Origin of the sequence: Micromonospora sp. WMMD1102 (assembly GCF_029626265.1) — a bacterium.
Taxonomy (GTDB): domain Bacteria; phylum Actinomycetota; class Actinomycetes; order Mycobacteriales; family Micromonosporaceae; genus Plantactinospora.
Map to the genome: position 1 here is coordinate 1,733,559 of NZ_JARUBN010000001.1, position 26,601 is coordinate 1,760,159.

Here is a 26,601-nt window from a genome sequence, read left to right on the forward strand (position 1 = left end):
ACTGTGACGCTTGCCGAGCCACGTCTGCACAGCACGCCCGACCCGGATGGCCCCGGGTCAGGCAGCCGAACGGCGACCGGAACCGACGGCGGCGCGGCGGAGTCGACGGGTTCGGGCAGCCGTTCCGAGACCGGTTCGGAAACCGCGACGGCGGCTGCGCCGGCCGGCCGGGAGCCGGCCCCGCGCTCCGGCGACGCCGACCGGGATCCGGGTACCCCGGACCGGAACACCGGCAGTCCGGCCACCCGGCCGGCCCGCTGGCCCACCTGGCGCCGCGACCTCGCCGTGTACGCGGCCTTCCTGGTCGCCGGCTTCTGGGTGACCAGCCAGATCTGGCTCGACCCGGCCGGCCGGGTCGCCTCGCTCTACAGCAGCGACCCGGCGCAGGTGCAGTACTTCCTCGCCCACTCCGTACGGGTGGTGCTGCACGGCGAATTCCCGTTCTTCACCGACCGGTTGAACTATCCTGACGGCGTCAACCTGATGGCCAACACCGCCATCCTGGGACTCGGCATCCCGATGGTGCCGGTGACACTGCTGTTCGGCCCGGCGGTCTCCTTCGTGGTGCTGGTGACGCTCGGCCTGGCCGGCACCGCCTCCGCCTGGTATTACGTGCTGTCCCGGCACCTGGTCGGCCACCCGGTCGCAGCCGTCGTCGGCGGTTGGTTCTGCGGCTTCTCCCCGGCGCTGCTGTCGCACGCCAACTGGCACCCGAACATCATCTCGCAGTTCCTGCTGCCGTTCATCGTCTGGCGGGTGCTGGTGCTGATCCGGTCCACCCGGCCGGTCGTCGACGGCGTGATCCTGGCGCTACTCGTCACCTACCAGGCCTTCATCAACGAGGAGATCCTGCTCTTCACCGCGATGGCCTGCGGCGTCTTCCTGCTCGCCGTACTGGCGCAGGAACCGGGCCGCTGGAAGGCGGCGTGGCGCCCGCTCGGCACCGGGCTGGCGGTCTGCGCCGTGCTCGCCGGGGCGCTGCTGGCGTACCCGCTGATCGTGCAGTTCGCGGGCCGGCAGGCGTACCACGGGCTCAGCGACGCGGTACGCGACTACGGCAACGACCTGGCGGCGTTCTTCGTACCCGGCTCCACCACGCTCGGCGGAAACCAGGAGGCCAACGCCGACCTCGCCCCGAACTACTCGGAGGAGAACGCTTTCTTCGGCTGGAGCCTGGCGCTGCTGACCGTGGCGGTCGTGGTCTGGCTCCGCCGCGAGGTGGTGATCCGGGCGCTCGCCGTGACCGGCCTGCTCTTCGCGATCCTGTCGCTCGGCGAGCGGATCTCCTGGTGGAACCGGGGCGCCCTCTGGGGACCGTGGGACGTCCTGGTCAAGGCTCCGTTGCTGGACGCGGTGGTGCCGACCCGGTTCGGACTGATCACCACGGTGGTGATCGGGCTGCTGATCGCCCTCGCCACCGACCGCGCCTGGAAGTCGGAGGTGGCCGACCGCCGGACGGTGCGGGCGGTGGTGGTGGCCGCGCTGGCGATCGCGCTGGTGCCGGTCCTGCCGCTGCCGCTGCGCGAGGTGAGCCGGCCGCCGGTGCCGCACTTCATCACCTCCGGCCAGTGGCGGCCGTACGTCGGCCCGGACCAGACGCTGGTTCCGGTGCCGATCCCGGCGATGGGACACACCAACGGGATGCGTTGGGCCGCCGCCGTCAACCTCGACTTCAAGATCCCCGGCGGCTACTTCCTGGCGCCCCGCAACGGCAACACCGGTGATCCGGGCCGGTTCGGCGGGCGGCCCAGCGGGCTGAGCGCCGTGCTGGACCAGGTCGCCACCAGCGGCCAGCCGGCGACGCTCGACGACCGGCAGCGCCGACGCGCCCTGGACGAGTTGCGGCACTGGCGGGCCGCGATCCTGGTGCTGCCGCTGAAGCAGCACAACGTCGAGGCGCTGCGCAGCACCGTCGACCAGCTCGCCGGCCCGGCCCGGCGTACCGGTGACGTGTGGCTGTGGGACGTCCGCGCCCTGACCGACCGCACGGCTGGGTGAGCGGGCCGGGGCGACCCGCCGAGACCGCGCCCGAGGTCGCGGTCCCGGCGGCGGTGCCGGTGGTGGCGGCGGTGCCGGCGGCCGGCGCCGGCCGGTGGACTGCCGTCCGGCACGCCGCCGCCGACCGGCTGGCCGGGCCGCGGGTCTGGGCGGCCCGGCGGCGGGGGCCGCTGGCCGACGCGGCGGCCGTGCTGCTCTACCTGGTCACCGCCGGTCACGTCACCTCCGGACTGTGGTTGCACCGGGACCGGATGACGTACGCCGGCAACGACATGATGCTCTTCGAGTGGATGCTGGCCCGGGCCGCCCGCGCGGTGACCCACCTGGAGAACCCGTTCTACAGCACCGCGCTGAACGCGCCGGACGGGATCAACCTGATGGCGAACACCTCGGTGCTCGGCCTCGGCGTCCCGCTGACCCCGGTGACCCTGCTCTCCGGCTCGCAGACCAGCTATCTGCTCGCGGTCGTCCTCTCGCTGGCCGGTACGGCCACCGCCTGGTACCTCTTCCTGTCCCGCCGGATCGTGGACTCCCGCCTCGGCGCCGCCGTCGCCGGCCTGTTCTGCGGGTTCGCACCCGGGATGATCTCGCAGGCCACCGGGCACCTGCACATGATCGCCCAGTTCCTGGTACCGGCGATCCTGGCGGTGGTCTTCGACCCGCGCACCGACCGGGTGGTGCGGCGCGGCGTACTGCTCGGCGTGCTGGTCAGCTACCAGGTCTTCCTCGGCGAGGAGGTACTGGCCTTCCTGGTACTCGCCTGCGGGCTGTTCACCGTCGGCCACGCGGTCTCCGCCCCGCGTACCGCCCGGCGGCTCGCCCCGGCGTTCCTCGGCCGGCTCGGCGTCGGCACGCTGGTTGGGGTGGTGCTGCTGGCGTACCCGCTGTGGTTCCAGTTCTTCGGCCCGGGGCACTATCGCGGGCTGCCGTTCGACCCGAAGGCGTACCCGCTGGACCTGGCGTCGTTCACCGCCGCGTCCCGGCAGACGATCACCGGTCACGACTCGGTACCGGGCATGCTGTCGCCGAACCTGACCGAGGAGAACTCCTTCTTCGGGCTGGCGCTCATCGTGCTCTGCGCGGTGGTGGCGATCTGGTTGTGGCGCCGGCCGCTGGTTCGGGCGCTGGTGCTCTGCGTACTCGTCTTCTCCGCGCTCTCCCTCGGCGAGGACCTGCGGCTGAACGGGGAGATCCTGGACGTGCCCGGCCCGTACCGGCTGGTCTCCGCGCTGCCGCCGATCGACCTGGCGGTGCCGGCCCGGTTCCCGCTGATCTGCGTACCGGCCCTGGCGATCCTGCTGGCGCTCTCCTTCGACGAGGTGTTCCGGCGGACCGCCGGCACCGGTGCGACGGCGGGGGCCGGGGCGGGGGCGTCGTCCGGTGCCGCGACGGCGGCCGGGGCGGGGGTGGCCGGCGGGCGGGTGCCGGTCCGGCTGCTCTGGACCGGGGCGGTGGCCGCCGCCCTGCTGCCACTGACCCCGACTCCGTTGCAGACCAGGCCGGTCTGGCCGGTACCGGACTTCGTCGCCAGCGGCGAGTGGCGCTCGTACGTGCCGCCGGGGCGCTCCCTCGTGGCGGTTCCGCCGACCCGGGGCGCCGAGGCGACCGCCGGGATGTTCTGGTCGGCCCGGACCGGGCTTGCCTTCACCACGCCGGGCGGCTACTTCATCGGACCCACCGGCCCGGATGATCCGCAGGGGCGCTGGGGTGCGCCGGACCGCCCGACGGCGGTGCTGCTGGACCGGGTGGCCGCCACCGGCGAGGTCCCGCCGATCGGTGACGTCGAACGACGGCAGGCGGTCGAGGACCTGCGGCACTGGCGGGCCGCGATCGTGGTGCAGGGCGGCCTGCACCGGGGCGTACCGGTCCGGGAGACCCTGGACCAGCTGCTCGGGCCGGGCCGGGACATCTCCGGCGCCTGGGTCTGGGACGTCCGCCCCCTCGTCGGCTGAGTCGCCGACGGCTGACGCCGGTCTTCCCCAACTGCGGTAGCCGGCAACCGCGAGCCGGCAACCGCAAGCCGGGAGGCGGGAGCCGGGGACCGCAAGCCGCGAGCCGGAAACCGCGAGCCCGGGACCGCAAGCCGGGAGCCGCGGCCGGGAGCCGGGAGCCGGGAGCCGGGCGGGCGTCAGTCGACGAGTGGGCGGACGTCCCAGAGCCAGACGTCGTCCACCCGCTGTCCCGGGCCGAGCAGTCCCGCCAGCAGGACGTGCAGGGCGGGCGCGGCCGGATGGTCACCGAGCACGACCACCGAGGCCTTCCAGAACCGCAGGTCCTCGATCGCCTGCCGGCGGTTCTCCTCGGTGACCAGCGGTGCGGCGCCCCGGTCCATGGTCCCGTAGATCAGCAGGCTGGTCGGCCGGGACGGCGCACCGAAGACCCCGAAGCCGTCGGCGTCCGGGCCGATGAAGTAGCCGGCCGGGATCGGGAACGTCTGTTGGGTCAGGGCGCTCCAGCGCAGTGTGGACAGGCCGTGCACGTTGCTCGGGATCGGCACCGGCACCAGGGTCCGGCCGGCCGGTACGTAGGGGCGCCAGGCTCCGGAGGTGATGAATGTCGGCGGCGGATCGACGTGCATCGCCGGCAGCGGGCGCGGGACGATCGGCAGCAGCGCGAGCACGATCGCGGCGTACGCCAGGATCCGCAGCCGCCGCGCGACCGGCCCGGCGCTGTCCGGGCGGCCTGGAGCGGTGCCGTTCGCGCTGGCCGGAGTCGGGGCGGCCTGGCCGGCCGCCGTCGTGCCGGTCGGGTCGGTCGTGCCGGTCTTGCCGATCGCAACGGTGTCGGCCGCGTCGGTCGATGCCGTGCCGTTGGATGCCGTGCCGTTCGACGTTATGCCGTTCGAACCGGCCGGCGCGGTGGTGTCCGCGTTCGCCGGTCGCGGTCGGGTCCTCGCGACCTCGTTCCAGGCGAGCGCGACCAGGATGCCGACGGTGGCGACCGTGACCAGGCTGAGCCGGGTCGGCATCATCATCTCGACCAGCGGCAGGTCCTCCGGCAGCAGGCGCCACGGCCCCTCGTGTTCGGTGAGCTGGCCGTCGTAGCGGATCTGCCGGCCCAGCGAGGCGAGCGCGAAACCGGCACCGAGCAGCGCGGCGATCCGGGCGGCGACGGAGCCCCGCCAGAGCAGCACCGCGACCAGTACGACCAGCCCGACGAGGGGCCAGCCCAGCCAGGTGTTCTGCTCGGTCACCCCGATCGTCTTCTCCACCTCCGGCGAGCCGGCGATGGTGTCCCGGGAGTAGGTGACGAAGGCCCGCAGGTCCTCGCCCCAGTTGTGGAAGACGCCGCCCTGTAGGCCCCGGTAGGACTGCGGACCGTTGAACTGGTACCAGATCGGATAGCCGGCCAGCAGCAGCGCCAGCGCGCCGCCGACGCCGAGGCCGCGCAGGAAGGTCCAGATCCGGCTGCGCATCAGCGACCACCGGAAGGCGACGTAGAGCGGTACGGCCACCGCGCAGGCCAGCGCGGTGAGCAGCAGCATCTCCTCGTTGACGAAGATCTGGTACGCCACCAGCAGCCCCAGCACCAGCCCGTTGCGCGGCCAGCGCCCCGGCTCGCCGAGCCGGAACACCCGCACGACGATCAGCGGGAGCAGGAAGTTGGAGACGAAGTTCGGCTGCCCGTTGGCGTGGTGCACGATGCCGGGGGCGAAGCCGAGGAACGCCCCGCCGACGAACGCCGCACCCCGGGACCGGACCAGGTGCCGGGAGAGTGCCCAGTACGAGGTGGCCGCGGTCGCCGCCAGCGCCCCGCCGAGATACAGCGCGTACGTCACCTGCGGGCCGAACGCCCAGGTGAGCGGGGCCAGTGGCAGGGTCACGCCCAGCAGCGAGGTGTTGGCCATCATGTTCACCCCGTCCGGGGCGTTCTGCCGGGCGGAGAAGAGCGGATTCTCCAGATGCCGGACCGAGTACGCGCCATGCGCGAAGAGCCACTCGAACCAGCTGTGGTCGGTCGGCAGGTGCGACGACACCCGGTGGTTCACGTCGACCCAGTAGTTGGCGCAGATGAAGACGCCGAGCAGGACGTACGCTCCGATGGCCAGTATGTCGATCCGGACCGGAGGGCGGAGAATCCGCCACTGTCGGGAGCGACCGACCTCGGTCGAGCTGGCTTCGGCGTCCGAAGAACTGTCCACCACCGGAACTGCCACGAGGCGCCATCGTACAGGTGGCTTCGCGTCCGAATTGCCGGTACCCGCTCCGGTGTATCCGGAACGTGCCCGCGCAGGACGGCGGCCATACCGGACCATCCGGGCGCCGGTCGGCGGCGACCCGGGGGGCGACAGGGCGGCGGAAAGCGGTGTCGGGACGGAGAACGGGGGAGGAGCAGCAGGATGCGCACGATCGAGCTCGGGGAGTTGCCCGCCGGGTCGGGTGGGCAACCGACCGGACCGGACCGGACGGCGGGGCACCGGACGGCGGTGCACCGGTCGGACCGGCGTCGAACGGCGAGGCGCCGGGCGGTCCGGCCGGGACTGCTGGGCGCGATGTTGATCGTCGTACTCGGCACCGTGGCGGCCGGAAATCCCTTCCCCCGGCCGTGGCCGGAAACGGTGCTACCGGCCCGGCTCGGCGCCACCGTCCTCGCCGACCGGGACTGGCTGATCGTCAGCGAACCCGACCGGTCCGGTCCGGGCGGCCGGGACGGTCGGGAACTGGTCGCCTACGAGCTGCCCGCGGTCGAGCCGCGCTGGCGGCTGTCGCCGCCCGACGGGGTCGACGATGTCCAGGTACTCGGTGACCGAGTGCTGCTGACGACCTACCCGGAAGCGTCGCTGGGTCGTAACGCCCGGCTGACCGTGCTGGACGTGCGGACCGGCACCCTGGCCTGGGAGCGCCAGGCGATCCTGATGGTCTCGAGCGACGGCGGCGACCTGGTGCTCTGGACGACGGCCGAGGACCGGCGGCCGGGGGTGCCGGCCGGGTCCGGCCGGCTGGAGGCGGTGGATCCGGCCACCGGCGCGGTGCGGTGGTCGCTGCCGGTGCCGGACGGCGTGTTGCCGCACTTCGACGCGACGTCGGCCGACCCGACGGCACTCGCCCGGGCGTCGACGCTGGTCCTGGCCCTGCCGTCCGGTCTGGTCGAGGTGCGGGACCTGGGCACCGGGGCCGTCGTCCGGCCGGTGCGGCTGCCGGTGCCGGTAACCGCTTCGCCGCCCCGCTTCGACGCCGAGGTCATCGCCGGGATGTTCCTGATGTACGACGAGAGCACGGTGACCGGGTACCAGCTACCGGAGCTGGACCGGCGCTGGTCCATGCGCACCGATCCGGAGATGGGACGCGGGCCGGTCGCCTGCGGGGCCGACCTGTGCAGTCTGTATCCCCAGCAGGGGATCCGGGTCTGGGACCCGCGAACCGGCGCGACCCGTTGGTCGGACGGGCGCTGGACCAGGCTCTGGACGATCGGCGACGCACTGGTCGCCGCCCAGGGCTCCGGCCCGAGCGGGACGCTGGCGGTGCTGGACCCGGCAACCGGGCGGGTGCTCGCCGACCTCGGTGCCCTGGGGCACCTGACGCCACGCGGATCGCAGCTCGACGGCGTCCGGTACGGCGCGGACCGGCGGGCCTGGGTGCTGGAGTTCGACCCGGCGACCTGGCGGGCCCGGCCGCTGGCCGTGCTCTCCGAGGTCTCCGGCGACTGCCGGCTGAGCGCCACCGTGCTGCACTGCCGGCGGGTGGACGCCTCGATCGGGGTGTGGCGGCTGCCCGGATAACCCCGGCCCGACGCCAACGGGCCGACGCCAGCGGACTGTCACTTGTCGGGCGCGGATAGGTTGTCCCGTACAGGCAGCCGGGGAGGTCGTGGTGCGGGTACTTGTGGTTGAGGACGAGCGGAACCTGGCCGACGCGATCGTCCGGGGGCTGCGCCGACAGGGCATGGCGGTGGACGTCGCCTACGACGGCTCGACCGGACACGAGATGGCGTTCGTCACCCGGTACGACGTGCTGGTGCTGGACCGGGACCTGCCCGGTGTGCACGGCGACCAGATCTGTGCCGACCTGGTCAGCTCCGGCACCCTGACCCGGGTGCTGATGCTGACCGCCAGCGGTACGGTCGCCGACCGGGTGGAGGGGCTCCAACTCGGTGCCGACGACTACCTGCCGAAGCCGTTCGCCTTCGACGAGCTGGTCGCCCGGGTGCAGGCGCTCGGCCGCCGGGCCACCCCGGTCACCCCGCCGGTGCTGACCGTGGCCGACCTGTCGGTCGACCCGGCCCGGCGGGTCGCGACCCGGGGCGGTGCGGCGGTGGACCTGACCCGCAAGGAGTTCGGCGTGCTTGAGGAACTGGTCAAGGCGCGCGGGGCGGTGGTCTCCAGCGAGGAACTCCTGGAACGGGTCTGGGACGCCAACACCGACCCGTTCACCACCACGGTCCGGGTGACCGTGATGACCCTGCGGAAGAAACTCGGTGATCCGCCGCTGATCGAGACGGTGGTCGGCGCCGGCTACCGGGTGGCCGACCCGTACCTGCCGGGGCAGGTGAGCGCGTGACCGTCTATCTGACCCGCCGCCGGCCCCGGGTGCGGCCCACCCTGCGGCTGCGGCTGACCCTGCTCAACGGGATCCTGCTGATCGGTGCCGGTGCGATCCTGGTGCTGCTCGCCTGGCTGCTGGTCCGGGACGCGCTGGCCCCGGACATCCAGCTCCGGTCGAACCCCGATCTGGTGCTCTCGGACGGCCGGACGGTCGGCGCGATCCAGTGGCACCAGGAGATGGCCCAGGCCGCCACCAGGGAACTGCTGGTCAAGGCGCTGCTGGCGCTGCTGGTGATCAGCATCGTCGGGGTGGCCGGGGCGTACGCGGTGGCCGGCCGGGCGCTGCGCCCGCTGCACCAGGTCACCTCGACGGCCCGCCGGCTCGGCGAGGCCACCCTCGACCAGCGGATCCGCTACTCCGGGGCGGACGACGAGGTGGCCGAGCTGGCCGGCACCTTCGACGCGATGCTGGACCGGATCGCCGACGCCTTCGAGGCGCAGAAGCGGTTCGTCGCAAACGCCTCGCACGAGCTGCGTACGCCGCTGGCGGTGATGCGTACCGAGATCGACGTGACGATGGCCGACGACGAGGCGGACGTGGCCGAGTACCGGCGGATGGCGACGGTGGTCCGGGACGCCTCGGAGCGGGCCAACAACCTGGTCGACGCGCTGCTGGTGCTGGCTCGCAGCGAGGCGCAGTCGGGCCGCCGGCTGGGCCGGAAGGCGCCGACCGACCTGGCCACCGGGGCCAGCGCGGCCCTCTCGGCGGTGCGCAACGAGACCAGCCGGCTCAAGCTCCAGGTCTCCACGGCGCTGGCCCCGGCGCCGGTGGTCGGCGATCCCGGCCTGCTGGAGCGGCTGGCCGGCAACCTGATCGAGAACGCGGTGCGCTACAACCACCTGCACGGCCGGATGTGGGTGCGGACCGGTTCGGGCCCCGAGCAGGCCTGGCTGGTGGTCGGCAACACCGGGTTCGAGGTGGAGCAGGCGGACGTACCCGGGTTGTTCGAGGCGTTCCGGCGGGGTGGCCGGGAGCGGACCGGCGCCCGTGGCTCAGGGCTGGGGCTGTCGATCGTCCGCGCCGTCTGCGACGCGCACGGCGGCACGGTCAGCGCGATCGCCCAGGACGGCGGCGGGTTGGAGGTGACCGTGACACTGCCGGCGGCCGAGACCACTCCGGTGGTGGCCGCCTCGGCGGCGGTGGGCGGCAACCCGGTCGCCGTGCCGGTTCGGCCGCTGCCACCGCCGCACGCGTTGAGCGCCGCCAGCACCGACCCGCTCGGCTCGGTCGCCGGCCGCACCACCCCGGCCGGGCTGGCGAGTTCGGGTACGCCGCCCCAGCCGACCGCCGGCACCCCGTCCGGCCCGGCCGAGCCGGGCCCCGGTGCGGCCTCGACGCCCGACTGAGCCTTGCTGGCGCCCACTGAGCCTTGCTGGCGCTCACCGAGCCTTGCTGGCGCCCACTGAGCCTTGCTGGTGCCCGGTTGAGCCTCGCTGGTGCGCGGCGGAGCCTTCAGGCGTTCAGACGTTCAAGCGTTCAGGCGACCAGGTCGAGGTCGCGTACCTCGCGGCGGATCGCTCGCAGCCGGGCGGTGGTGATGCCGAGTTCCTGCGCCACGTCGGCGTCACTGGCCTCGGGGCGCTCCGCCTGGATCGCGGCGGCCAGTGCGGCGGTCTCGGTGATCGGGCGGCGTGGCCGTGCCTGGCTACCCGGCCTGGCCGCCCGGCCGGCCGAGCCGCGCTTCCGGACCGTCCCGCCCACTGTCCCAGCCGCTGCCGCGGCCAGGCCCGGCACCGGTGTCCCGGACCCGCCCGCTCCCGCGCTGGCGGCCCGGGCGGCACCCCTGCCGGCGGACCCGCCCGTTCCCAGGCTGGCTGGCCGGGCCACACCCGTGTCGGCTGGCCGGGCCCGTCCGGTGCTGACCGGCTGGGCCCGTCCGGTGCTGACCGGCCGGGCGGGTCCCGCAGCGGCGGGTCGGGTGGCGGCCGTGCTGGTGGGCTGGGCCGTTCCGGGGCTGGTGACGGCGGGTGCGATGGTGGTGACCTCGTCGCGGTTCCGGCCGGCCGGCTGGGTCGGGACGGCGGGCTCCACCGCCGGGGCCGACGGGATCGCCGTGGCCGTCGCGGCGGCGGTAGCCGTGCTGGCCGGGTCAGCCGTCGTGGCGGCCTGGGCGGCGGAGATCCGGCCGCCCAGCTCGACCAGGCAGATGCTGGCCACCACGATCAGCCCGTCGACCGAGAGCGGCAGCAGGTACGGCGAGGCGCCCGTCTCGCCGTACCGGGCGGCCACTCCGACCATGTGCCAGTACGACACCCAGGCGGCGATCCCGGCGATGGTGGCGGTGGCGGCCATCCGGGCGAACGCCAGCGAGCGGCGGTGCACCGGCACCCGTGAGATCAACTCGACGGTGAGCAGCAGCGCCAGCGGCGGCCAGGCGGCGATGGCCTGGCTGATCGGGTTGTCCCGGGCGTGCAGGACGTTGGCGACCACCGAGGCGGCCACCCCGAGGGCCAGGGTGGCGCGTACGGCCCAGCGGACCCGGCGAAGCTGTGGGAGGGGCACCGATCGCTCCTTGCCTGTCGTCGTGCTTCCTCTCGGGCCGTCCCCCGGCACCGCAGCGGACCAGCCGGCCTGATCGTTCATCCTTGCGGCCGGAGCGGTCCAGCCGGTGTACCGGTCGAATTTCCGGCGTGTCGCTCACCGCCTGGTGGCCTTCCGTGTGCTTGGCGTTGCTGTCCGAGCGCCCACCGGAAGCGCCCACCGGAAGCGCCCACCGGAAGCGCCCACCGGAAGCGCCCACCGGAAGCGCCCACCGGAAGCGCCCACCGGAAGCGCCCACCGGAAGCGCCCACCCGGGCGGCGGGGAACCCGGGTTGCCAATCCCGTGGCGCTCGTGCAAAGCTTGCCGCCGTCAGCCCTGATCATGGGAGGGAGGTGCGGTGATGGTTTCCACGTCTTGTCCCGCGCCTCGCCTCGGCCACCGCTGACCGAACCGCGTTTCTCCGCGAGGCGCACACTTCCATCCGGAGGATCCGTGAGTTCCACCATTCACAACGTGAGTTTCCACTGCGCCGACACGTACGAGTTGGCGCGCTTCTGGGCGGCCGTGCTGGGCCGGTCCCTGCGCCCGGAGGACCAGCCCGGTGACGACGAGATCACCCTGCTGGCGCCGGACGGCGTCGGACCGCAGGTCTTCTTCCAGCAGGTGCCGGAGGGCAGCTCGGGGGCGAACCGGCTGCACGTCTGCCTGCAACCGGCCGACCGGACCCGGGACGAGGAGGTCGAGCGGCTGCTCGGACTGGGCGCGACCCTGGCCGCCGACCGTCGGCGGCCGGACGGCACCGGCTGGGCGGTGCTGGCCGACCCGGAGGGCAACCAGTTCTGCGTGCTGCGCAGCGTCGCCGAGCGCACCGGCTGAGTCACCGGCCACCGTCGCGCCGCGCCGGAGACGACGTCGGTTGTGGCGCTGGTGTCGGTGAAGGGCGCGGCGGCGGCCGGCCGCCGCCGCGCCCGGCCGAGGGCCGCCCCGCACCGGCGGCGGTGCGCGGCGGTCCTCAGCCGGGCAGTCGGGCGAGCAGGGCGTACGCGTTGGGGAGCCGGCCCTGCCAGGCCGCCGCCGACACCCCCTCGGGCCGCCAGAACGGTTCCGGGAACTCGGCCAGGTGTCGCAGCTCCAGCCCGGCCGCGAGTACCGCGCCGACGGTCTCGCCCAGCGTCGACTGCCATTCCACCGCACCGTTCCCCGGGAAGGTGTCGTTGACGTGCGAGCGGCCGAAATAGCTGTGGTCCGGCCGGATCCGGGGCTCGTCGGCGTCCCAGCTCCACAGTGGAACCGCCGGATGGCCCTCGTAGACGAAGAGGTGCCCGCCGGGCCGGAGCAGCCGGGCGGCGTCCCGGGCCCAGGCCCGCAGGTCGGGCATCCAGATCAGCGCGCCCTTGCCGGTGTAGACCAGGTCGGCGCAGCCGTCCCGCAGCGGGGCACCGGGCAGCCGGGCGACGACGTAGCGGCAGGGGACCGCCAGCTCGGCGGCCCGGCGACCGGCGGCGGTGGCGGCGACCGAACTGAAGTCGACGCCGACGACGGACCGGGCTCCGGCCCGGACCAGCGCCACGTCGTCGAGACCGTGCCCGCTCTGTAGGTGTACGACCTCGGGCGCCGAGCGCAGCAGCGGCCGGAGCAGGGCGAGTTCGGCCGGGAAGAGCGACGATTCCTCCCGGGCCTGTCGCAGCAGGTCCTGGTATTCCCGGACGTGTTTCTCGGAGGCGGTCTCCCAGGCGACCCGGTTCCGTCTCGTCTCAGGATCCATGTGACCGAATCTCGACCGGTACCGGCACCGGCGCAACCGGATTCATCCCGGCCCGGATCCCGCCGTCGCCGTCGCCTCCACCGCCCTGGCCGACCTCGGTCCCGACACCGCCCTGGCCGACCTCGGTCCCGACGCCGCTCCGGACGGCCCCGTTCTGGGCGCCGTCCGTGCCGGTGTCGGTCTGGGCGCCGCCCTCGCCGCCCCGGCCCGAGCGGCGCCCTGCGGCGGGGCGCTCGCCGAAGGCGCCGAGCACCGCCTCCAGCAGCGGCAGGGCGTGCAGCACCCGGCCGGCCCGGATCACCGCGTCCCAGGCCGGTTCGAACTTCTTCCAGCCGCCCGCGTAGGCGACGTGCCGGACCCGGCCGCGTACCGTGTCCTTCGTGGACGCGCCACGCCAGATCGCCGGCCAGCGGTAGAAGTCCTGGTACGCCCGCCGGTAGCCGTCGGCGAGTTGCGTCGGGGTGAGCCGCTTCGGCCGGTACACGACCTGGCGGGTGTCGTACCGGTCCCAGTCCCGGTGCAGGATGCGGTCCTGCGCGGCCATCCGGTCGTACAGTGCGGTCCCCGGGTACGGGGTGAGGATGTGGAAGGTGGCCGTCTCCACCCCCTGCGCAACCGCCCAGTCCACCGTACGGTCGAAGACGTCCGGCCCGTCGTCGTCCAGCCCGAAGACGAAGCTGCCGTTGACCATCACGCCGTGCTCGTGCAGCCGGCGTACCACCGCCGAGTAGTCCCGGCCGACGTTCTGCCGCTTGCGGGTGGCCGCCAGGTTGCCGTCGTTGACGGTCTCGAAGCCGACGAAGAGGCTGCGCAGCCCGGCGTCGACGGCCCGTTCCAGCAGGTCCGGCCCGAGCACCGCGTCCACGGTCCCGGCGGCCTGCCAGAGCCGGTCCATCCCGGCCATCCCGTCGAAGAGGGCGCGGGCGAACCGCCGGTTGCCGAACAGGTGGTCGTCGAGGAAGTAGAGGTGCCGGCCGGGCAGCCGGTCGATCTCGGCGAGCGCGTCGTCGACCGCCTGGGTGTAGAACGACTTCCCGCCGCTGAAGAAGGCGTCCTTGTAGCAGAAGTCGCAGTGGTGCGGGCAGCCCCGGGAGACCACTATCGAGTTCGGCACCAGGTAGCGGTGCCGGGCGATCAGGTCCCGGCGCACCGGGGGGAGGCCGGCGAGGGTCCGGGTGGTGGAGACGTACCGGGGCTGCGGCTGGCGGCGGCGCAGGTCGGCGAGGAACCGCGGCCAGGTGTCCTCGCCGGGACCGAGGAAGATCGTGTCGGCGTGTCCGGCCGCCTCCTCCGGCAGCGCGGTGACGTGCAGTCCGCCGAGCACGACGTACGCGCCACGCGCCCGGTAGTGGTCGGCGATCTCGTACGACCGGCGGGCCGAGGTGATGTAGACCTGGATCACCACCAGGTCGGGTACCGTGTCGTCGTTCAGCTCCAGCCGTTCGACGTGCTCGTCGTGCAGGCTCATTTCGACGTCCTCGGGCAGGTAGCCGGCCAGGGTGGCCAGGCCCAGCGGCGGGAAGAGCGAGTACTTGATCGGTCGGAAGAACGGGCTGGTCGCCTCGGTCAGGGCCGGCAGGATCAGTTTGACGCGCATGTCAGGCGACGCTAGACCGCCGGTGCGGGGCGAAGGTGTGCCCGCCGTGCAGGCCGTGCGCGCTGTGCGGAACCGGTGAAGATTTCCGTCCGGGTCCTGCCGACGGGACGAATCCAGTCGGCGTCCAGTGATGGTTCAGTCCGGTACGCGAATCTCGAGTCCTGCCCGGCCGGCGCCCCCGCCCGGCCGGGCAGGCTCACCGCCACACCGAGGGCCGGCGGCTGCGGATCGGTTGACCCGCCGATCGGCGTACGCCGCCGGTGTCCGGGCAGATCGCGGTGATCAGGGACCGGGTCGCACAGCGCGCCGTGCGACCCGCCGGGACAGGTCCCTGGTCACCGCGATCGTCGGTCGGTCAGCCGGGCAGGCTGGCCACGCCCGGTGCCAGGAAGCGGCGGCCGGTGACCCGCTCGGCGGTGCCGGACCGGTCCAGGTACGGCGTGATCCCGCCGAGGTGGAACGGCCAGCCGGCGCCGAGCAGCATGCACAGGTCGATGTCCTGCGGCTGCGCCACCACACCCTCGTCCAGCATCAGCCGGATCTCTTCGGCGAGGGCGTCCAGCGCCCGCCGACGTACCTCCTCGGCGGTCAGCGGTGCGGAACCGACCTCCAGCAGCCCGGCCACCTCGGGGTTGACGTCGCCGTCGACCACCAGCGGCTTGCCGGACTCGGCGATCCGCCGCAGGTTCTCGCTGACCGCGAACCGGTCCGGGAAGGCGGCGTGCAGCGTCCCGCCGACGTGGTACGCCACCGCCGGCCCGACGAGTTGGAGCAGCGCCAGCGGGCGCATCGGCAGGCCGAGCGGGTCGAGCGCGGCGTCCGCCACCTCGGGTGGGGTGCCGGCGTCCACGGCCGCGAAGATCTCGCCGAGGAAGCGGGTCAGCAGCCGGTTCACCACGAAGGCCGGCGCGTCGGCCACGAGTACGCAGGACTTGCGCAGCTCCCTGCCGACCGCGAAGGCGGTGGCCAGGGTGGCGTCGTCGGTGCGCTCGCCCCGGACGATCTCCAGCAGTGGGAGCACCGCGACCGGGTTGAAGAAGTGGAATCCGACCACCCGTTCCGGGTGCTCCAGGTCGGCGGCCATCGCGCTCACCGAGAGCGAGGAGGTGTTGGTGGCGAGTACCGCCTCCGGAGAGACGATCTTCTCCAGCTCGGCCCAGACCTGCTTCTTCACGGCCAGGTCCTCGAAGACCGCCTCGATCACGAAGTCGGCGTCGGCGAAGACGGCCTTGTCGACCGAGCCGCTGACCAGGCCGCGCAGCTTGGCGGCCGTACCCTCCGGGAGCCGGCGCTTGCCGACCAGCTTGTCGATCTCGGCGTGCACGTAGCCGACGCCTTTGTCCACCCTGGACTGGTCCAGGTCGGTGAGCACCACCGGGACCTGGAGCCGGCGGGCGAAGAGCAGCGCGAGCTGCGAGGCCATCAGGCCGGCGCCGACGATGCCGACCTTCGTCACCGGCCGGGCCAGCCCCTTGTCCGGGGCGCCGGCCGGCCGCTTCGCCCGGCGCTGCACCAGGTCGAAGGAGTAGAGGCCGCTGCGCAGCTCCTCGCTGAACACCAGGTCGGCCAGCGCCTCGACCTCGGCGGCCATCCCCTTCGGCAGCCCGTCCGGGTCGCCCTCGGCCGGCACGTCCGGCGCCTCGCGGGCCAGCTCCAGCAGCTCCAGCGCCCGGTAGGCGGACGGAACCGCGCCGTGCAGCCGCTCGTCCAGGGTCTTCCTGGCGAAGTAGAGGACGCCGTCCCACATCTCCCGGTCGACCTCCGGCCGGGACACCTGGACCTCGCCGCGCACCACCTGGGCGGCCCACTCGAGCGAACGCTCCAGGAAGTCGGCCGGCTCGAAGAGCACGTCCGCGATGCCCAGCTCGGCGGCCTGCTTCGGCTTGAGCATCCGGTTCTGCATCAGCGGGTTCTGGATGACCACCTGGGCGGCACCGGCGATGCCGATCAGGTTGGGCAGCAGTTGGGTGCCGCCCCAGCCGGGCACCAGGCCGAGGGAGACCTCGGGCAGGGCCAGCGCCGCCGCGCCGCCGGAGAGGGTCCGGTAGTGGCAGTGCAGCGCCAGTTCCAGCCCGCCGCCCATCGCGGCGCCGTTGACGAAGGCGAAGGTCGGCACGGTGCTGGTGCGCAGCCGGCCGAAGACCCGGTGGCCGAGCCGGCCGATCTGGCGGGCCTGGTCGCGGTCCGCGAGCAGCGGCAGGCCGGTCAGGTCGGCGCCGACGCAGAAGATGTACGGCTTGCCGGTCACCGCCACGAACGCCGGCTCGGCGGCGAGTGCCGCGGTGACCGCCTCGTCCAGACTGGAGAGTCCGGCCGGGCCGAAGGTGTTCGGCCTGGTGTGGTCGAGTCCGTTGTCGAGGGTGATGAGTGCGGCCGGCCGGTCCAGCCCCGGCACCCGCACCAGGCGCAGCAGCGCCCGGGTGACCACCTCGTTCGGGTTCTGCGGGACCGTCATTTGTCGCCACCTTCCCAGGCCGGGTTCTCCCAGATGACCGTGCCGCCCATGCCGATGCCGATGCACATGGCGGTGATGCCGTACCGCACCTCGGGGTGCTCGGCGAACTGCCGGGCGAGCTGCGTCATCAGCCGTACCCCGGAGGAGGCGAGCGGGTGGCCGATGGCGATCGCCCCGCCCCACGGGTTGACCCGGGGGTCGTCGTCGGCGATGCCGAAGTGGTCGAGGAAGGCCAGCACCTGCACCGCGAACGCCTCGTTCAGCTCGAACAGGCCGATGTCGTCGATGGTGAGGCCGGCGATCCGCAGAGCCTTCTCAGTCGACGGGATCGGGCCGTACCCCATCACCTCCGGCTCCACCCCGACGAAGCCGTACGACACCAGCCGCATCGCCACCGGCAGCCCGAGTTCCCGGGCGACGTCCTCGGCGGCGAGCAGGCCGGCGGTGGCACCGTCGTTGAGTCCGGCGGCGTTGCCGGCGGTGACCCGGCCGTGCGGGCGGAACGGGGTCTTCAGGGTGGACAGCTTCTCCAGGGAGGTCTCCCGGGGCGCCTCATCGACGGTGGCGAGTCCCCACCCGTTCTCCGGGTCCCGGACGGCCACCGGCACCAGGTCCGGCTGGAGCTTGCCGTCGGCGTACGCCTTGGCGGTCTTGACCTGCGAGGCGAGCGCGTACGTGTCGGCGCGTTCCCGGCTGATCTGCGGGAGCCGGTCGTGCAGGTTCTCGGCGGTGGAACCCATCACCAGGGCGGAGGGGTCGACCAGCTTCTCGGCCAGGATCCGCGGGTTCGGGTCCACGCCCTCGCCCATCGGGTGCCGGCCCATGTGCTCGACGCCGCCGGCGATCGCCACGTCGTAGGCGCCCATCGCGATCCCGCCGGCCACCGTGGTGACCGCGGTCATCGCCCCGGCGCACATCCGGTCGATGGCGTACCCGGGCACCGTCTTGGGCAGCCCGGCGAGCAGCGCGGCGGTACGGCCGATGGTGAGGCCCTGGTCGCCGGTCTGGGTGGTGGCGGCGATCGCCACCTCGTCGACCCGCTCCGGCGGCACGGGGTTGCGTCGCAGCAGTTCGCGGATGCAGCGGATCACCAGGTCGTCGGCGCGGGTGTGGGCGTACATCCCACCCGCCTTGCCGAACGGGGTGCGGACGCCGTCGACGAAGACGACGTCCCGGACTTCACGGGGCACTGGAGCCTCCTTGCCGCAGGGGCCCGGGTGGGCGGGTACCACGGATGCTACTAGCCAGTAACTAAAGTCGTTCGCGCCCCCCGTGTGGCCCGGAACACATATCGTCCGGCTGGATGGCCGCTGATCCTGCTATCACCGGCTAAACGCCGACTAACGCCGGTAAAGGCCACCAATCAGCCACACTTTCCGAATCTCCAGGAGTCCGGGTGAAGGTGCTGATCGCCGGCGGTGCCGGCTTCATCGGCAGCACCGTCGCGTCGGCCTGCCTCGACGACGGCATCGAGCCGGTCATCCTGGACAGCCTCTGCACCGGCCGGGCCGAGTTCACCCGGGGACGGACCTTCTACCGCGGCGACATCTCCGACGGGGCACTGTTGGACCGGATCTTCGCCGAGCATCCGGAGATCGGCGCGGTGCTGCACGCGGCGGCGCTGATCGTGGTGCCCGAGTCGGTGAGCCAGCCGCTGCGCTACTACCGGGAGAACGTCGCCAAGTCGCTGGACCTGCTCGAACACGTGATCCGCAACGGGGTCACCCGCTACGTCTTCAGCTCCTCGGCGGCGATCTACCGGGCCGGCGCCGATTTCTCGGTCGACGAGAGTTCACCGCTTGCGCCGGCCAGCCCGTACGCCCGGACCAAGGCGATGATGGAGACGGTGCTCGCGGACACCGCCGAGGCGACCGGGCTGCGGGCTCTCTCGCTGCGCTACTTCAACCCGGTCGGCGCCGATCCGCTGCTGCGTACCGGCCTCCAGCTGCCCCGCCCGACACACGCGCTGGGCAGGCTGATCGACGCCTGGACCGAGGGCGGGGAGTTCCTGATCACCGGCACCGGGTGGCCCACCAGGGACGGCTCGGGAGTCCGCGACTACGTGCACGTCTGGGACCTGGCCCGGGCACACGTGCGGGCGCTGCGCCGGTTCGACGAGATCCTGCCGGCCGGCGGCAGCCGCTCGGTGGAGGCGGTGAACCTCGGCACCGGGGACGGCACCACCGTCCGGGAACTCGTCGCCGCCTTCACCGAGACGGTCGGCCCGGTACGCACCCGGGACGCCCCGCCCCGCCCCGGCGACGGGGCCGGGGCCTTCACCCGGGGTACCCGGGCCCGGTTGCTGCTGGACTGGAAACCGGAGTACTCCGTCGCCGACGGCATCCGGGACGCCGTGCGGTGGTGCCGGATCCGCGACGAACTGCTCGGCCTCCGCCGACCCGCCCGGCACCTGCAACTACACGCCTCCGACGGCCGCTGACCGCCGCCGGCCCGGCCCGACCGCCCGGATCGGATCGGATCGGTCCGGATCGGCCCGCCCGGATCGGCTGGCGGGCCGGGTCGGGTCGGTGGGTCAGGCGGTCGGCTCGACCAGGGCCGCCGCCAGCTCCTCGGCGATCAGGCCGACCTGCCAGCCCCGGGCGCCGTACCCGCGCAGCGTCTCGGCGACCGTATCCGCGGTGATCTCCTCGGGCGGGATCCAGGCCAGCCGGCGTACCGAGTCCGGGGTGATCAGGTTCTCCGGCGGCAGGGTGTGCGCCGCCGCGATCCGGGTCACCACATCCCGGCACCGGGTCAGCCGGCCGGCCGCCACCGGGTCCCGCTCGGCCCAGCGGTGCGGCGGGGGCGGGCCGTCGATCGTCGGACTCACCGGCAACGCGTCGTCCGGCAACTGCCGGGCGTCGGTGAGGGCGTCCAGCCAGGTCCGGGCGAGCCGGCGTACCGAACGGCCGCCGAAGCCGGGCAGCATCAGCAGGGTCCGTTCGTCCTTCGGGTCCAGCTCGGCGGCGGCGATGATCGCAGCGTCCGGAAGTACCCGGCCGGGTGCCGAGTCGCGGCGGGCGGCGATCTCGTCCCGGGCGTACCAGAGCGAGCGCACCCGGGCCTGCGCCCGTGCCCCCCGCACCCGGTGGATGCCGGAGGTCCGCCGCCACGGGTCCGGTCGCTGCCGGGCCGGCTGGGTGCCCCAGGCCACCAGCGCGGCGAACTCCTCCGCCGCCCACTTCGCCTTGCCCTGCCGGTCCAGCTCGGCCGCGAGCCTGTCCCGCAGCTCGACGAGCATCTCCACGTCCAGCGCGGCGTAGGTCAGCCATGACTCCGGCAGCGGCCGGGTGGACCAGTCTGCCGCCGAGTGGTGTTTCTCCAGGGTGAAGCCGAGCAGCTGCTCGGTCAGCGCGGCCAGGCCGACCCGTTCGAAACCGGCGAGCCGGGCGGCCAGCTCGGTGTCGAAGAGGCGTCTGGGGCGCAGCCCGATATCGGCGAGGCAGGCGAGATCCTGGCTGGCGGCGTGCAGCACCCACTCGGTGTCCGCGATCGCCTCGTCCAGGGTATGCAGGTCGCCCAGCGGCAGCGGGTCGATCAGCACGGTGCCGGCCCCGGCCCGCCGGAGCTGGACCAGGTAGGCCCGTTGGCTGTAGCGGTAGCCGGAGGCGCGTTCGGCGTCGACGGCGACCGGGCCGGTGCCGGCGGCGAACCGGGACACCAGCTCGGCCAGGCCGTCGGGTGTCTCGACGGGGGCCGGGGTGCCGTCGCGAGGGGCGAGAAGCGGTACGGGCCCGCCGGGCGTTGGGTCGGGCCCCACTGTCTCGGAATCCGGCGCGGTCACCGGAAGGCTGTGCGGCTCGTCCCCTGCTCGGCGTTGCGCGGCCCGACGGCGCAGGGGTGGTTCGTCGGTCACCTGACAACCCTAGTCTTCGCCACGTTGGTGATCGTGCAGCCGGTCCGGCGAGTCGGGTCGGGTGGGGCGGCTGGGATCGGTGAAGCGGTTGGGACGCAGCGGGTTTCGGTGCGAGCCGGCGGGGCTCACCCGAGGTCAGGCGGTGCGGGGACTATCGCGTGGCGTCGGCGGGCTCAGGCGGCGCCGGCCGGCCGGGACTGCGGCAGCGCGGTGACACCCGGCGGCGGCAGCCCGGCGGTGGAGGCGAGCAGCGTGCACCAGGCCAGCAGGTGCGCCCGCAGGTCGTCGTCGGTCGGGGTCCAGGAGGCGCGGATCTCGATGTCACCGGCAGCCGGCGGGCCGGCCAGCTCGCCGAACCGGGTCGACATGGTCTGCGTCACCGTGCCGCCGAGCGCCCGGTAGGCCGCGTCCCGCGCCTGGAGGGCGTCGGTCAGCCAGGTCCAGCCGACGCCCGGCAGCAGCGGGTCGGCGGCGAGGTCGATCTCCAGCTCGGCGGTGACGTAGGTGACCAGGCGCAGCGTTCCCTCCCAGCCCTCGTGCCCGGCCGGGTCGTGCAGCAGGATCAGGCGTCCGGTGGCCACCTCCTCGCCGTCGCGGCGCACGGTGGCGGCCAGCGCGAAGGCGTACGGAGCGAGCCGCTGCGGAGCGCCCACCTCCTCCAGCACGATCTCGGCGCGCGGCGCCGCCGACCGCAACCCGGCCACCGCGCGGGCGAAGGTCTCGGGCTGGACGATCGGGGAGGCCATATCCGCAGCCTAAGCCGATCGTCGGCGCCGTGGTGGGGCGCCGCGCCGGTCGGCCGGCCCCCGACGAACGGCCGGCCGCACCACGGGTACGTCCGGTGCGGCACCGACGGGTACGTCCGCCGCCGCACCGGCGGGTCCGTCCGGCAGGCCACAAAACCCGGCGGTGGGCGTCGCCGGGTTCGGAAGGCGTGGCACGATTGCGCCGATGAGCACCACGACTGCGGGCAACGCGGCCCGAGACGACCAGCCGGCCACCGGTGGCCCGGCCGATTCGCCGTTCGTCCGGGCCTGCCGGCGGCAGCCGGTGCCGCACACCCCGGTCTGGTTCATGCGGCAGGCCGGGCGCTCGCTGCCCGAATACCGCGAGGTGCGGGCCGGGATACCGATGCTGGAATCCTGCCGCCGCCCCGAACTGGTCACCGAGATCACCCTCCAGCCGGTACGTCGGCACGGCGTCGACGCGGCGATCCTGTTCAGCGACATCGTCGTACCGGTGGCGGCGGCCGGGGTGGACCTGGACATCGTCCCCGGCACCGGCCCGGTGGTGGCCGAGCCGGTGCGCACCCTCGGCGACGTCGAGCGGATCCGGGTCATCGACCCGACCGACGTCTCCTTTGTGGACGAAGCGGTACGCCTGCTCGTCGCCGAACTCGGCGACACCCCGCTGATCGGCTTCGCCGGGGCGCCCTTCACGCTGGCCAGCTATCTCGTCGAGGGCGGCCCGTCCCGCAACCACCTGCGGACCAAGGCGCTGATGCACGGCGCCCCGGACGTCTGGCACGCCCTGCTGGCCCGGCTGGCCGAGATCACCCTCGCCTTCCTGCGGGTGCAGGTCGGTGCCGGCGTCTCGGCGGTGCAGCTCTTCGACTCCTGGGCCGGGGCGCTCTCCGAGGCCGACTACCGCCGGTTCGTACTGCCGCACTCGACGGCCGTGCTGCGCGGGCTGGCCGACGCGGGCGTGCCCCGGATCCACTTCGGGGTCGGCACCGCCGAGCTGCTCGGCGCGATGGGCGAGGCCGGCGCGGACGTGGTCGGGGTGGACTGGCGTACCCCGCTGGACGCGGCGACGGTGCGGATCGGGCAGGACAGGGCGGTGCAGGGCAACCTGGACCCGGCCGTACTCTTCGCGCCCTGGCCGGCGGTGCAGGCCGAGGTGCGCCGGGTGCTCGCCGAGGGCGCCGCCGCACCCGGGCACGTCTTCAACCTCGGGCACGGCGTGCTGCCGGAGACCGACCCGGACGTGCTGACCCGGGTCGTCGCCCTGGTCCACGAGGCGTCCGCGAGCTGAGGCGGGAGGCGGGCACGCCGGTGAGTGACACCACCCGGGCCGACGGGTTCCGGATCGCCGTGGTCGGCGGCGGGATAACCGGGCTGGCCGCCGCGCTCCGGCTGCGGGACCGGCTCCCCGCCGACACCGAGATCACCGTGTACGAGCAGTCCGGCGCGCTCGGCGGCAAGCTGCGCACCGGGGAACTGGCCGGATCGACTGTCGAGTTCGGCGCCGAGGCGTTCCTGACCCGGGACCCGGCCGGCGGTGACTCGGCGGCGATCGCCCTGGCCCGCCGGGTGGGGCTGGCCGACGCGCTGGTGCACCCGGCGACCGGCCGGGCGGCCCTGGCGATCGCCGGTGAACTGCGGCCGATGCCGCCGGGCACCCTGGTCGGGGTACCCGGTGACCTGACCGCGGTGGCTCCGGTGGCCCGGCCGGCGGCGGAGCGGGACGCCGACGGAGGCCACCCGCTGCTCGGCCCGGACGAGGACCCGACGGTCGGCGAGCTGGTCCGGCGCCGGCTCGGCGACGAGGTGGTGGACCGGCTCGTCGACCCGATGCTCGGCGGCGTCTACGCCGGCCGCGCCGACGAACTCTCGCTGGCCGCCACGATGCCGGGGCTGGCCCGGGCGGCCCGCGCCGAACCGACCCTGACCGGGGCGGTCCGGGCGGCGCTGGCCGCCGCGCCCCGGCCGGCGGGTACCCCCGTCTTCGCCACCGTCGACGGCGGGGTGAGCCGGCTGGTGGCGGCCGTGGTCGAGGCGGCCCGGGCCCGGATCAGGCTGGACGCGGCGGTCCGGGAGCTGCTGCCCGTCCCCGGCGGCTGGCGGCTGGTGATCGGCCCGACCCGCGACCCGGAACTGGTCGAGGTCGACGCGGTGCTGCTGGCCCTGCCGGCCCGGCCCGCCGCCCGGCTGCTCGGCGGGGTCGACGTGGCGGCCGGCGCGCTGGTCGGCCGGCTCGACTACGCCAGCGTGGCGCTGGTCAGCCTGGCCCTGCCCGGCCCGGTGGCCGAAACCGGACCGGCCGGCGCCGGGCCGTCGGCACTGTCGGCCGCCGTCGCCCCGACCGCCGGCCGGGTCCCCGCGACCGGCACCGTCCCGGCCGACCTCTCCGGATTCCTGGTGCCGGCCGCCGAGGGCACCCTGGTCAAGGCGGCCACCTTCTTCACCAGCAAGTGGGCGCACCTGCGCCGGCCGGACGGCACCGTGCTGCTGCGCGCCTCGGTCGGCCGGTACGGCGAGGAGCACCTGCTGCAACGCGCCGACGACGAGCTGGTGACGGCGGTGCACCGGGAGCTGTCCGGGCTGCTCGGCGCGGCGCTGCCGGAGCCGGTCGACAGCCACGTGCAACGCTGGGGCGGCGCACTGCCGCAGTACGCCCCCGGTCACCTGGACCGGGTGGCGGCGGCCCGGGCGGCGCTGCGGACCGCGCATCCGACCCTGGCGTTGGCCGGCGCCGGCTACGACGGGGTGGGGATTCCGGTCTGCGTACGCTCCGGCGAGACCGCGGCCGAAGAGATCATCAAAGTGCTGGGAGTATCGAGGGCATGACTGCGGAGCAGAGCAACGCGGCGCGGCTGCGCGAGCTGAACGAGAGCATCCGTTACACGATGTGGTCGGTGTTCCGGGCGACCGGGCCGCTGCCGGAGGCCCGGGAGGGTGTGGCCGCCGAGGTCGAGTCGCTTTTCGAGGAGTTGGCCGGCAAGGACGTGGTGGTGCGGGGCAGCTACGACGTCTCCGGGCTGCGCGCCGACGCGGACGTACTCGTCTGGTGGCACTCGCCGTCCAGCGATGCCCTCCAGGACGCGTACGGGCGGCTGCGGCGCACCGCGCTCGGCCGGCAGTTGGCGCCGGTCTGGTCGCAGATGGCGTTGCACCGGCCGGCGGAGTTCAACAAGAGCCACATCCCGGCGTTCCTGGCCGGTGAGCCGGCCCGGGCCTACATCTGCGTCTACCCGTTCGTCCGCTCCTACGAGTGGTATCTGCTGCCCGACGCCGAGCGCCGGGAGATGCTGGCCGAGCACGGCATGATGGCCCGGGGCTATCCGGACGTCCGGGCCAACACGGTCGCCTCGTTCGCGCTCGGCGACTACGAGTGGCTGCTCGCCTTCGAGGCCGACGAACTGCACCGGATCGTCGACCTGATGCGTGACCTGCGCGCCTCCGGGGCCCGCCGGCACGTCCGCGAGGAGGTGCCGTTCTACACCGGCCGGCGCCGCAGCATCGGCGAGCTGGTGAACGGGCTGCCGTAGCGGTCACGCCCGGCGGGGCTGCCGTAGCGGTCACGCCCGGCGGGGCCGTCGTCAGGCTTCCTGCCGGCGGCGCCGGGTCAGCACGACGCAGAGCACACCGGCGGTCACCAGCAACGTCCCGAACGTCGCCGTCGGACCGGTCGGCGTGCCGGTGATCGGCAGCTCGTCAGCGCCGCCGCCCCCGCCGTCGTCGAACGTGATCGTCGCCGTGTTGTTCGCGGTCTCCAGGTCCTGCACGCCGCCGTCCACGACGATCGAGCCGGCGGCACCGGCCGGGCCGGCGACCTCGGCGGCGAACTCGAAGTGGACGGTGGCCCCGGCGCGCAGCGGGTCGGCGGGATAGCAGCGGTAGCGGAGCCCGCCGGTGCCGTCCGCTTCGCACTCCGCCGGGAAGCGTTGCACGCTGAGGCCCTCGGGGATGGTGACCAGCGCCGAGGGTCGCCACGGCTCGACGTCGGGCAGCAGCACGTCGGCCGGCCCGTCGTTGCGGATGCCGACCCGGACCGTCTTCGTCACGCCCAGCGGGCCGCTGACACTGGCGCCGAGCGCGACGCTGTCCGCCGGGTTCAGCGGCACCCGGATGCTGACCAGGCTGGTGTTGTCGTCCTCGTTGACGTCCTCGACCGGCACCCGCGCCGCGGTGCTGGCCGGGACCAGCCGGAGCTGCCGTCCGCCGGACCGCCCGGCGGAGTCGGGTTCGGGCAGCGGAGGCTCCTCGTCCACGTACGGATAGGCGGACACCTTGCCCCGGTAGGTGTACGGTCCGGGAGCGTTCGCCGCGACCTTGACCAGCAGCGGGGTCGCCGGATCGACGACCAGGGTCTCGCCCGGGGCGAGCGGCTGGTCCACCCGGCAGATCAGCGTCCGGTTGGGTGCGAAGTACTCGCAGTTGCCGTAGGGGTCGGGTGTCTCCAGCGGAGCGAAGACCTGCACGCCGATGCTCACCGAGGAGACGGTGGCGCTGCCCTCGTTGCGGATCGCCACCGGCAGCTCGGCCGTCTTGCCGGCCGCCAGCTCGAACTCGTCGATCGCCGCGACGAAGAGGTCGTGGCGGCTGCCCCGGACCAGTGCCACCTGGGTGGTGGCGGGGTAGGACTCGGCGGCGTTGTCCGCCCGCGATTTGGCGGTGATCGTGCCGGACCGGGCGCCGGCCCCGGGTGCGGGCAGTACGCCGACGGTGAAGGTGTGTGCGCTGCCCGCCGCGAGTTCCGGCAGGGTGCAGACGATCTCCTCGACCTGGCGGCAGCCCCGCTCCTCGGCCGGGATCACCGTCGTGATGGTGTCCGGTAGGCCGGCGACGTCGATCCGCACCGAGACGTTCCGGGCGGTCTGCCCGGACGGGTTCTCGATCAGGAACTTGGCCGACTTGGGGCTGGTGGTGGCCTCCGGCACCCGGACCTGGCTCGGTGCGGTGAGGGCGACCACGGCTGCCGGTTCGCGGGCCTCGGCGGGACTGCCGACGGCCGGCGAGAGCAGCCCGGCCAGCGAGACGGCCAGGCCGATCCGGAACATCTGTCGGAGGGAACGCACGGACGCCTCCCGGAGAGGTGGACGGCGAAGCAGGCGCAGCCTGGCTGACGGCCCGAGCCTAGACAGCGCCACTCGGTGCGGCGACCCCGACCGAACAATCCCGACC

18 protein-coding genes and 1 pseudogene are annotated in these 26,601 nt (G+C 73.8%); 10 read left to right on the forward strand and 9 right to left on the reverse strand.

Features of this window, described 5'->3' with window-relative positions; translation table 11 throughout:
- Positions 1 to 3: 3 nt before the first annotated feature.
- Both O7626_RS07910 and O7626_RS07915 read left to right on the forward strand, forming a co-directional pair.
- The gene (locus tag O7626_RS07910; RefSeq protein ID WP_278060495.1) at positions 4 to 1,998 is read left to right on the forward strand and encodes a hypothetical protein; all 1,995 of its coding nucleotides are present in this window, start codon (positions 4 to 6) and stop codon (positions 1,996 to 1,998) included.
- Positions 1,995 to 3,950 carry a hypothetical protein gene (locus tag O7626_RS07915; protein WP_278060496.1) on the forward strand — a complete coding sequence of 652 codons (1,956 nt, stop codon included), beginning with the start codon at positions 1,995 to 1,997 and terminating at the stop codon, positions 3,948 to 3,950. Before O7626_RS07910 ends, O7626_RS07915 begins: the two co-directional genes overlap by 4 nt.
- Positions 3,951 to 4,126: 176 nt before the next feature.
- Here the strand turns inward: O7626_RS07915 and O7626_RS07920 are convergent, their stop codons facing one another.
- On the reverse strand, positions 4,127 to 6,142 hold the full coding sequence (locus O7626_RS07920) for a hypothetical protein (RefSeq protein WP_278066097.1): 2,016 nt from the start codon (positions 6,140 to 6,142) through the stop codon (positions 4,127 to 4,129).
- Between the two features lie 195 nt (positions 6,143 to 6,337).
- On the opposite strand from O7626_RS07920, the gene O7626_RS07925 reads away from it, so the two are divergent.
- The 3 genes and pseudogenes from O7626_RS07925 to O7626_RS07935 form a co-directional block, all read left to right on the forward strand.
- On the forward strand, positions 6,338 to 7,717 hold the full coding sequence (locus O7626_RS07925; RefSeq protein WP_278060497.1) for a PQQ-binding-like beta-propeller repeat protein: 1,380 nt from the start codon (positions 6,338 to 6,340) through the stop codon (positions 7,715 to 7,717).
- Between the two features lie 91 nt (positions 7,718 to 7,808).
- Positions 7,809 to 8,495, forward strand: coding sequence for a response regulator transcription factor (locus O7626_RS07930; protein ID WP_278060498.1), 687 nt, complete (start codon positions 7,809 to 7,811; stop codon positions 8,493 to 8,495).
- 8 nt (positions 8,496 to 8,503) lie between these two features.
- Positions 8,504 to 9,649, forward strand: a pseudogene (locus tag O7626_RS07935) (HAMP domain-containing sensor histidine kinase); the annotation flags it as partial.
- A gap of 367 nt (positions 9,650 to 10,016) precedes the next feature.
- Here O7626_RS07935 and O7626_RS07940 read toward each other — a convergent pair.
- A complete protein-coding gene (locus tag O7626_RS07940) occupies positions 10,017 to 11,042 on the reverse strand; it encodes a DUF2637 domain-containing protein (protein WP_278060499.1) in 1,026 nt (341 codons plus the stop codon).
- Between the two features lie 472 nt (positions 11,043 to 11,514).
- On the opposite strand from O7626_RS07940, the gene O7626_RS07945 reads away from it, so the two are divergent.
- Complete coding sequence (locus O7626_RS07945) at positions 11,515 to 11,898, forward strand: VOC family protein (RefSeq protein ID WP_278060500.1); 384 nt, start codon at positions 11,515 to 11,517, stop codon at positions 11,896 to 11,898.
- A 136-nt stretch (positions 11,899 to 12,034) separates the two neighbouring features.
- On the opposite strand, the gene O7626_RS07950 is transcribed toward O7626_RS07945, so the two are convergent.
- From O7626_RS07950 to O7626_RS07965, 4 genes are all read right to left on the reverse strand, one after another.
- Positions 12,035 to 12,787, reverse strand: coding sequence for a class I SAM-dependent methyltransferase (locus O7626_RS07950; RefSeq protein WP_278060501.1), 753 nt, complete (start codon positions 12,785 to 12,787; stop codon positions 12,035 to 12,037).
- Positions 12,777 to 14,384, reverse strand: a complete 1,608-nt coding sequence (locus O7626_RS07955) for a radical SAM protein (protein ID WP_278060502.1) — start codon at positions 14,382 to 14,384, stop codon at positions 12,777 to 12,779. The genes O7626_RS07950 and O7626_RS07955 overlap by 11 nt, the downstream gene beginning before the upstream one ends.
- A gap of 355 nt (positions 14,385 to 14,739) precedes the next feature.
- Entirely contained in the window at positions 14,740 to 16,839 is a 2,100-nt protein-coding gene (locus O7626_RS07960) for a 3-hydroxyacyl-CoA dehydrogenase NAD-binding domain-containing protein (protein WP_278060503.1), read from the reverse strand.
- Positions 16,836 to 18,029, reverse strand: a complete 1,194-nt coding sequence (locus tag O7626_RS07965) for an acetyl-CoA C-acyltransferase (RefSeq protein WP_278060504.1) — start codon at positions 18,027 to 18,029, stop codon at positions 16,836 to 16,838. Before O7626_RS07965 ends, O7626_RS07960 begins: the two co-directional genes overlap by 4 nt.
- Positions 18,030 to 18,235: 206 nt before the next feature.
- Here O7626_RS07965 and galE point away from each other — a divergent pair, with 206 nt between their 5' ends.
- The gene (galE, locus tag O7626_RS07970; RefSeq protein WP_278060505.1) at positions 18,236 to 19,279 is read left to right on the forward strand and encodes a UDP-glucose 4-epimerase GalE; all 1,044 of its coding nucleotides are present in this window, start codon (positions 18,236 to 18,238) and stop codon (positions 19,277 to 19,279) included.
- Positions 19,280 to 19,372: 93 nt separating this feature from the next.
- Here the strand turns inward: galE and O7626_RS07975 are convergent, their stop codons facing one another.
- A complete protein-coding gene (locus O7626_RS07975) occupies positions 19,373 to 20,695 on the reverse strand; it encodes a ribonuclease D (protein ID WP_278060506.1) in 1,323 nt (440 codons plus the stop codon).
- A gap of 173 nt (positions 20,696 to 20,868) precedes the next feature.
- A complete protein-coding gene (locus O7626_RS07980) occupies positions 20,869 to 21,441 on the reverse strand; it encodes a DUF3000 domain-containing protein (protein ID WP_278060507.1) in 573 nt (190 codons plus the stop codon).
- Between the two features lie 205 nt (positions 21,442 to 21,646).
- On the opposite strand from O7626_RS07980, the gene hemE reads away from it, so the two are divergent.
- From hemE to hemQ, 3 genes are read left to right on the forward strand one after another with little or no spacing between them, the layout of a single operon-like run.
- Positions 21,647 to 22,729: a uroporphyrinogen decarboxylase gene (gene hemE, locus O7626_RS07985; RefSeq protein ID WP_278060508.1), complete on the forward strand. Its 1,083-nt coding sequence runs from the start codon at positions 21,647 to 21,649 to the stop codon at positions 22,727 to 22,729.
- Positions 22,730 to 22,749: 20 nt separating this feature from the next.
- Positions 22,750 to 24,264, forward strand: coding sequence for a protoporphyrinogen oxidase (gene hemG, locus O7626_RS07990; protein ID WP_278060509.1), 1,515 nt, complete (start codon positions 22,750 to 22,752; stop codon positions 24,262 to 24,264).
- Positions 24,261 to 24,965, forward strand: a complete 705-nt coding sequence (hemQ, locus tag O7626_RS07995; protein WP_278060510.1) for a hydrogen peroxide-dependent heme synthase — start codon at positions 24,261 to 24,263, stop codon at positions 24,963 to 24,965. Before hemG ends, hemQ begins: the two co-directional genes overlap by 4 nt.
- 51 nt (positions 24,966 to 25,016) lie before the next feature.
- Here hemQ and O7626_RS08000 read toward each other — a convergent pair whose 3' ends face one another.
- Complete coding sequence (locus O7626_RS08000) at positions 25,017 to 26,495, reverse strand: hypothetical protein (protein ID WP_278060511.1); 1,479 nt, start codon at positions 26,493 to 26,495, stop codon at positions 25,017 to 25,019.
- Positions 26,496 to 26,601: the final 106 nt, after the last annotated feature.

Excerpts from the sequence above, each read along its gene's own strand:
- hemE (WP_278060508.1), top strand. The coding sequence starts at position 21,647 with ATGAGCACCACGACTGCGGGCAACGCGGCCCGAGACGACCAGCCGGCC.
- O7626_RS07960 (WP_278060503.1), bottom strand. The coding sequence starts at position 16,839 with ATGACGGTCCCGCAGAACCCGAACGAGGTGGTCACCCGGGCGCTGCTG.
- O7626_RS07950 (WP_278060501.1), bottom strand. The coding sequence starts at position 12,787 with ATGGATCCTGAGACGAGACGGAACCGGGTCGCCTGGGAGACCGCCTCC.
- O7626_RS07980 (WP_278060507.1), bottom strand. The coding sequence starts at position 21,441 with ATGGCCTCCCCGATCGTCCAGCCCGAGACCTTCGCCCGCGCGGTGGCC.
- hemQ (WP_278060510.1), top strand. The coding sequence starts at position 24,261 with ATGACTGCGGAGCAGAGCAACGCGGCGCGGCTGCGCGAGCTGAACGAG.
- O7626_RS07925 (WP_278060497.1), top strand. The coding sequence starts at position 6,338 with ATGCGCACGATCGAGCTCGGGGAGTTGCCCGCCGGGTCGGGTGGGCAA.
- O7626_RS07955 (WP_278060502.1), bottom strand. The coding sequence starts at position 14,384 with ATGCGCGTCAAACTGATCCTGCCGGCCCTGACCGAGGCGACCAGCCCG.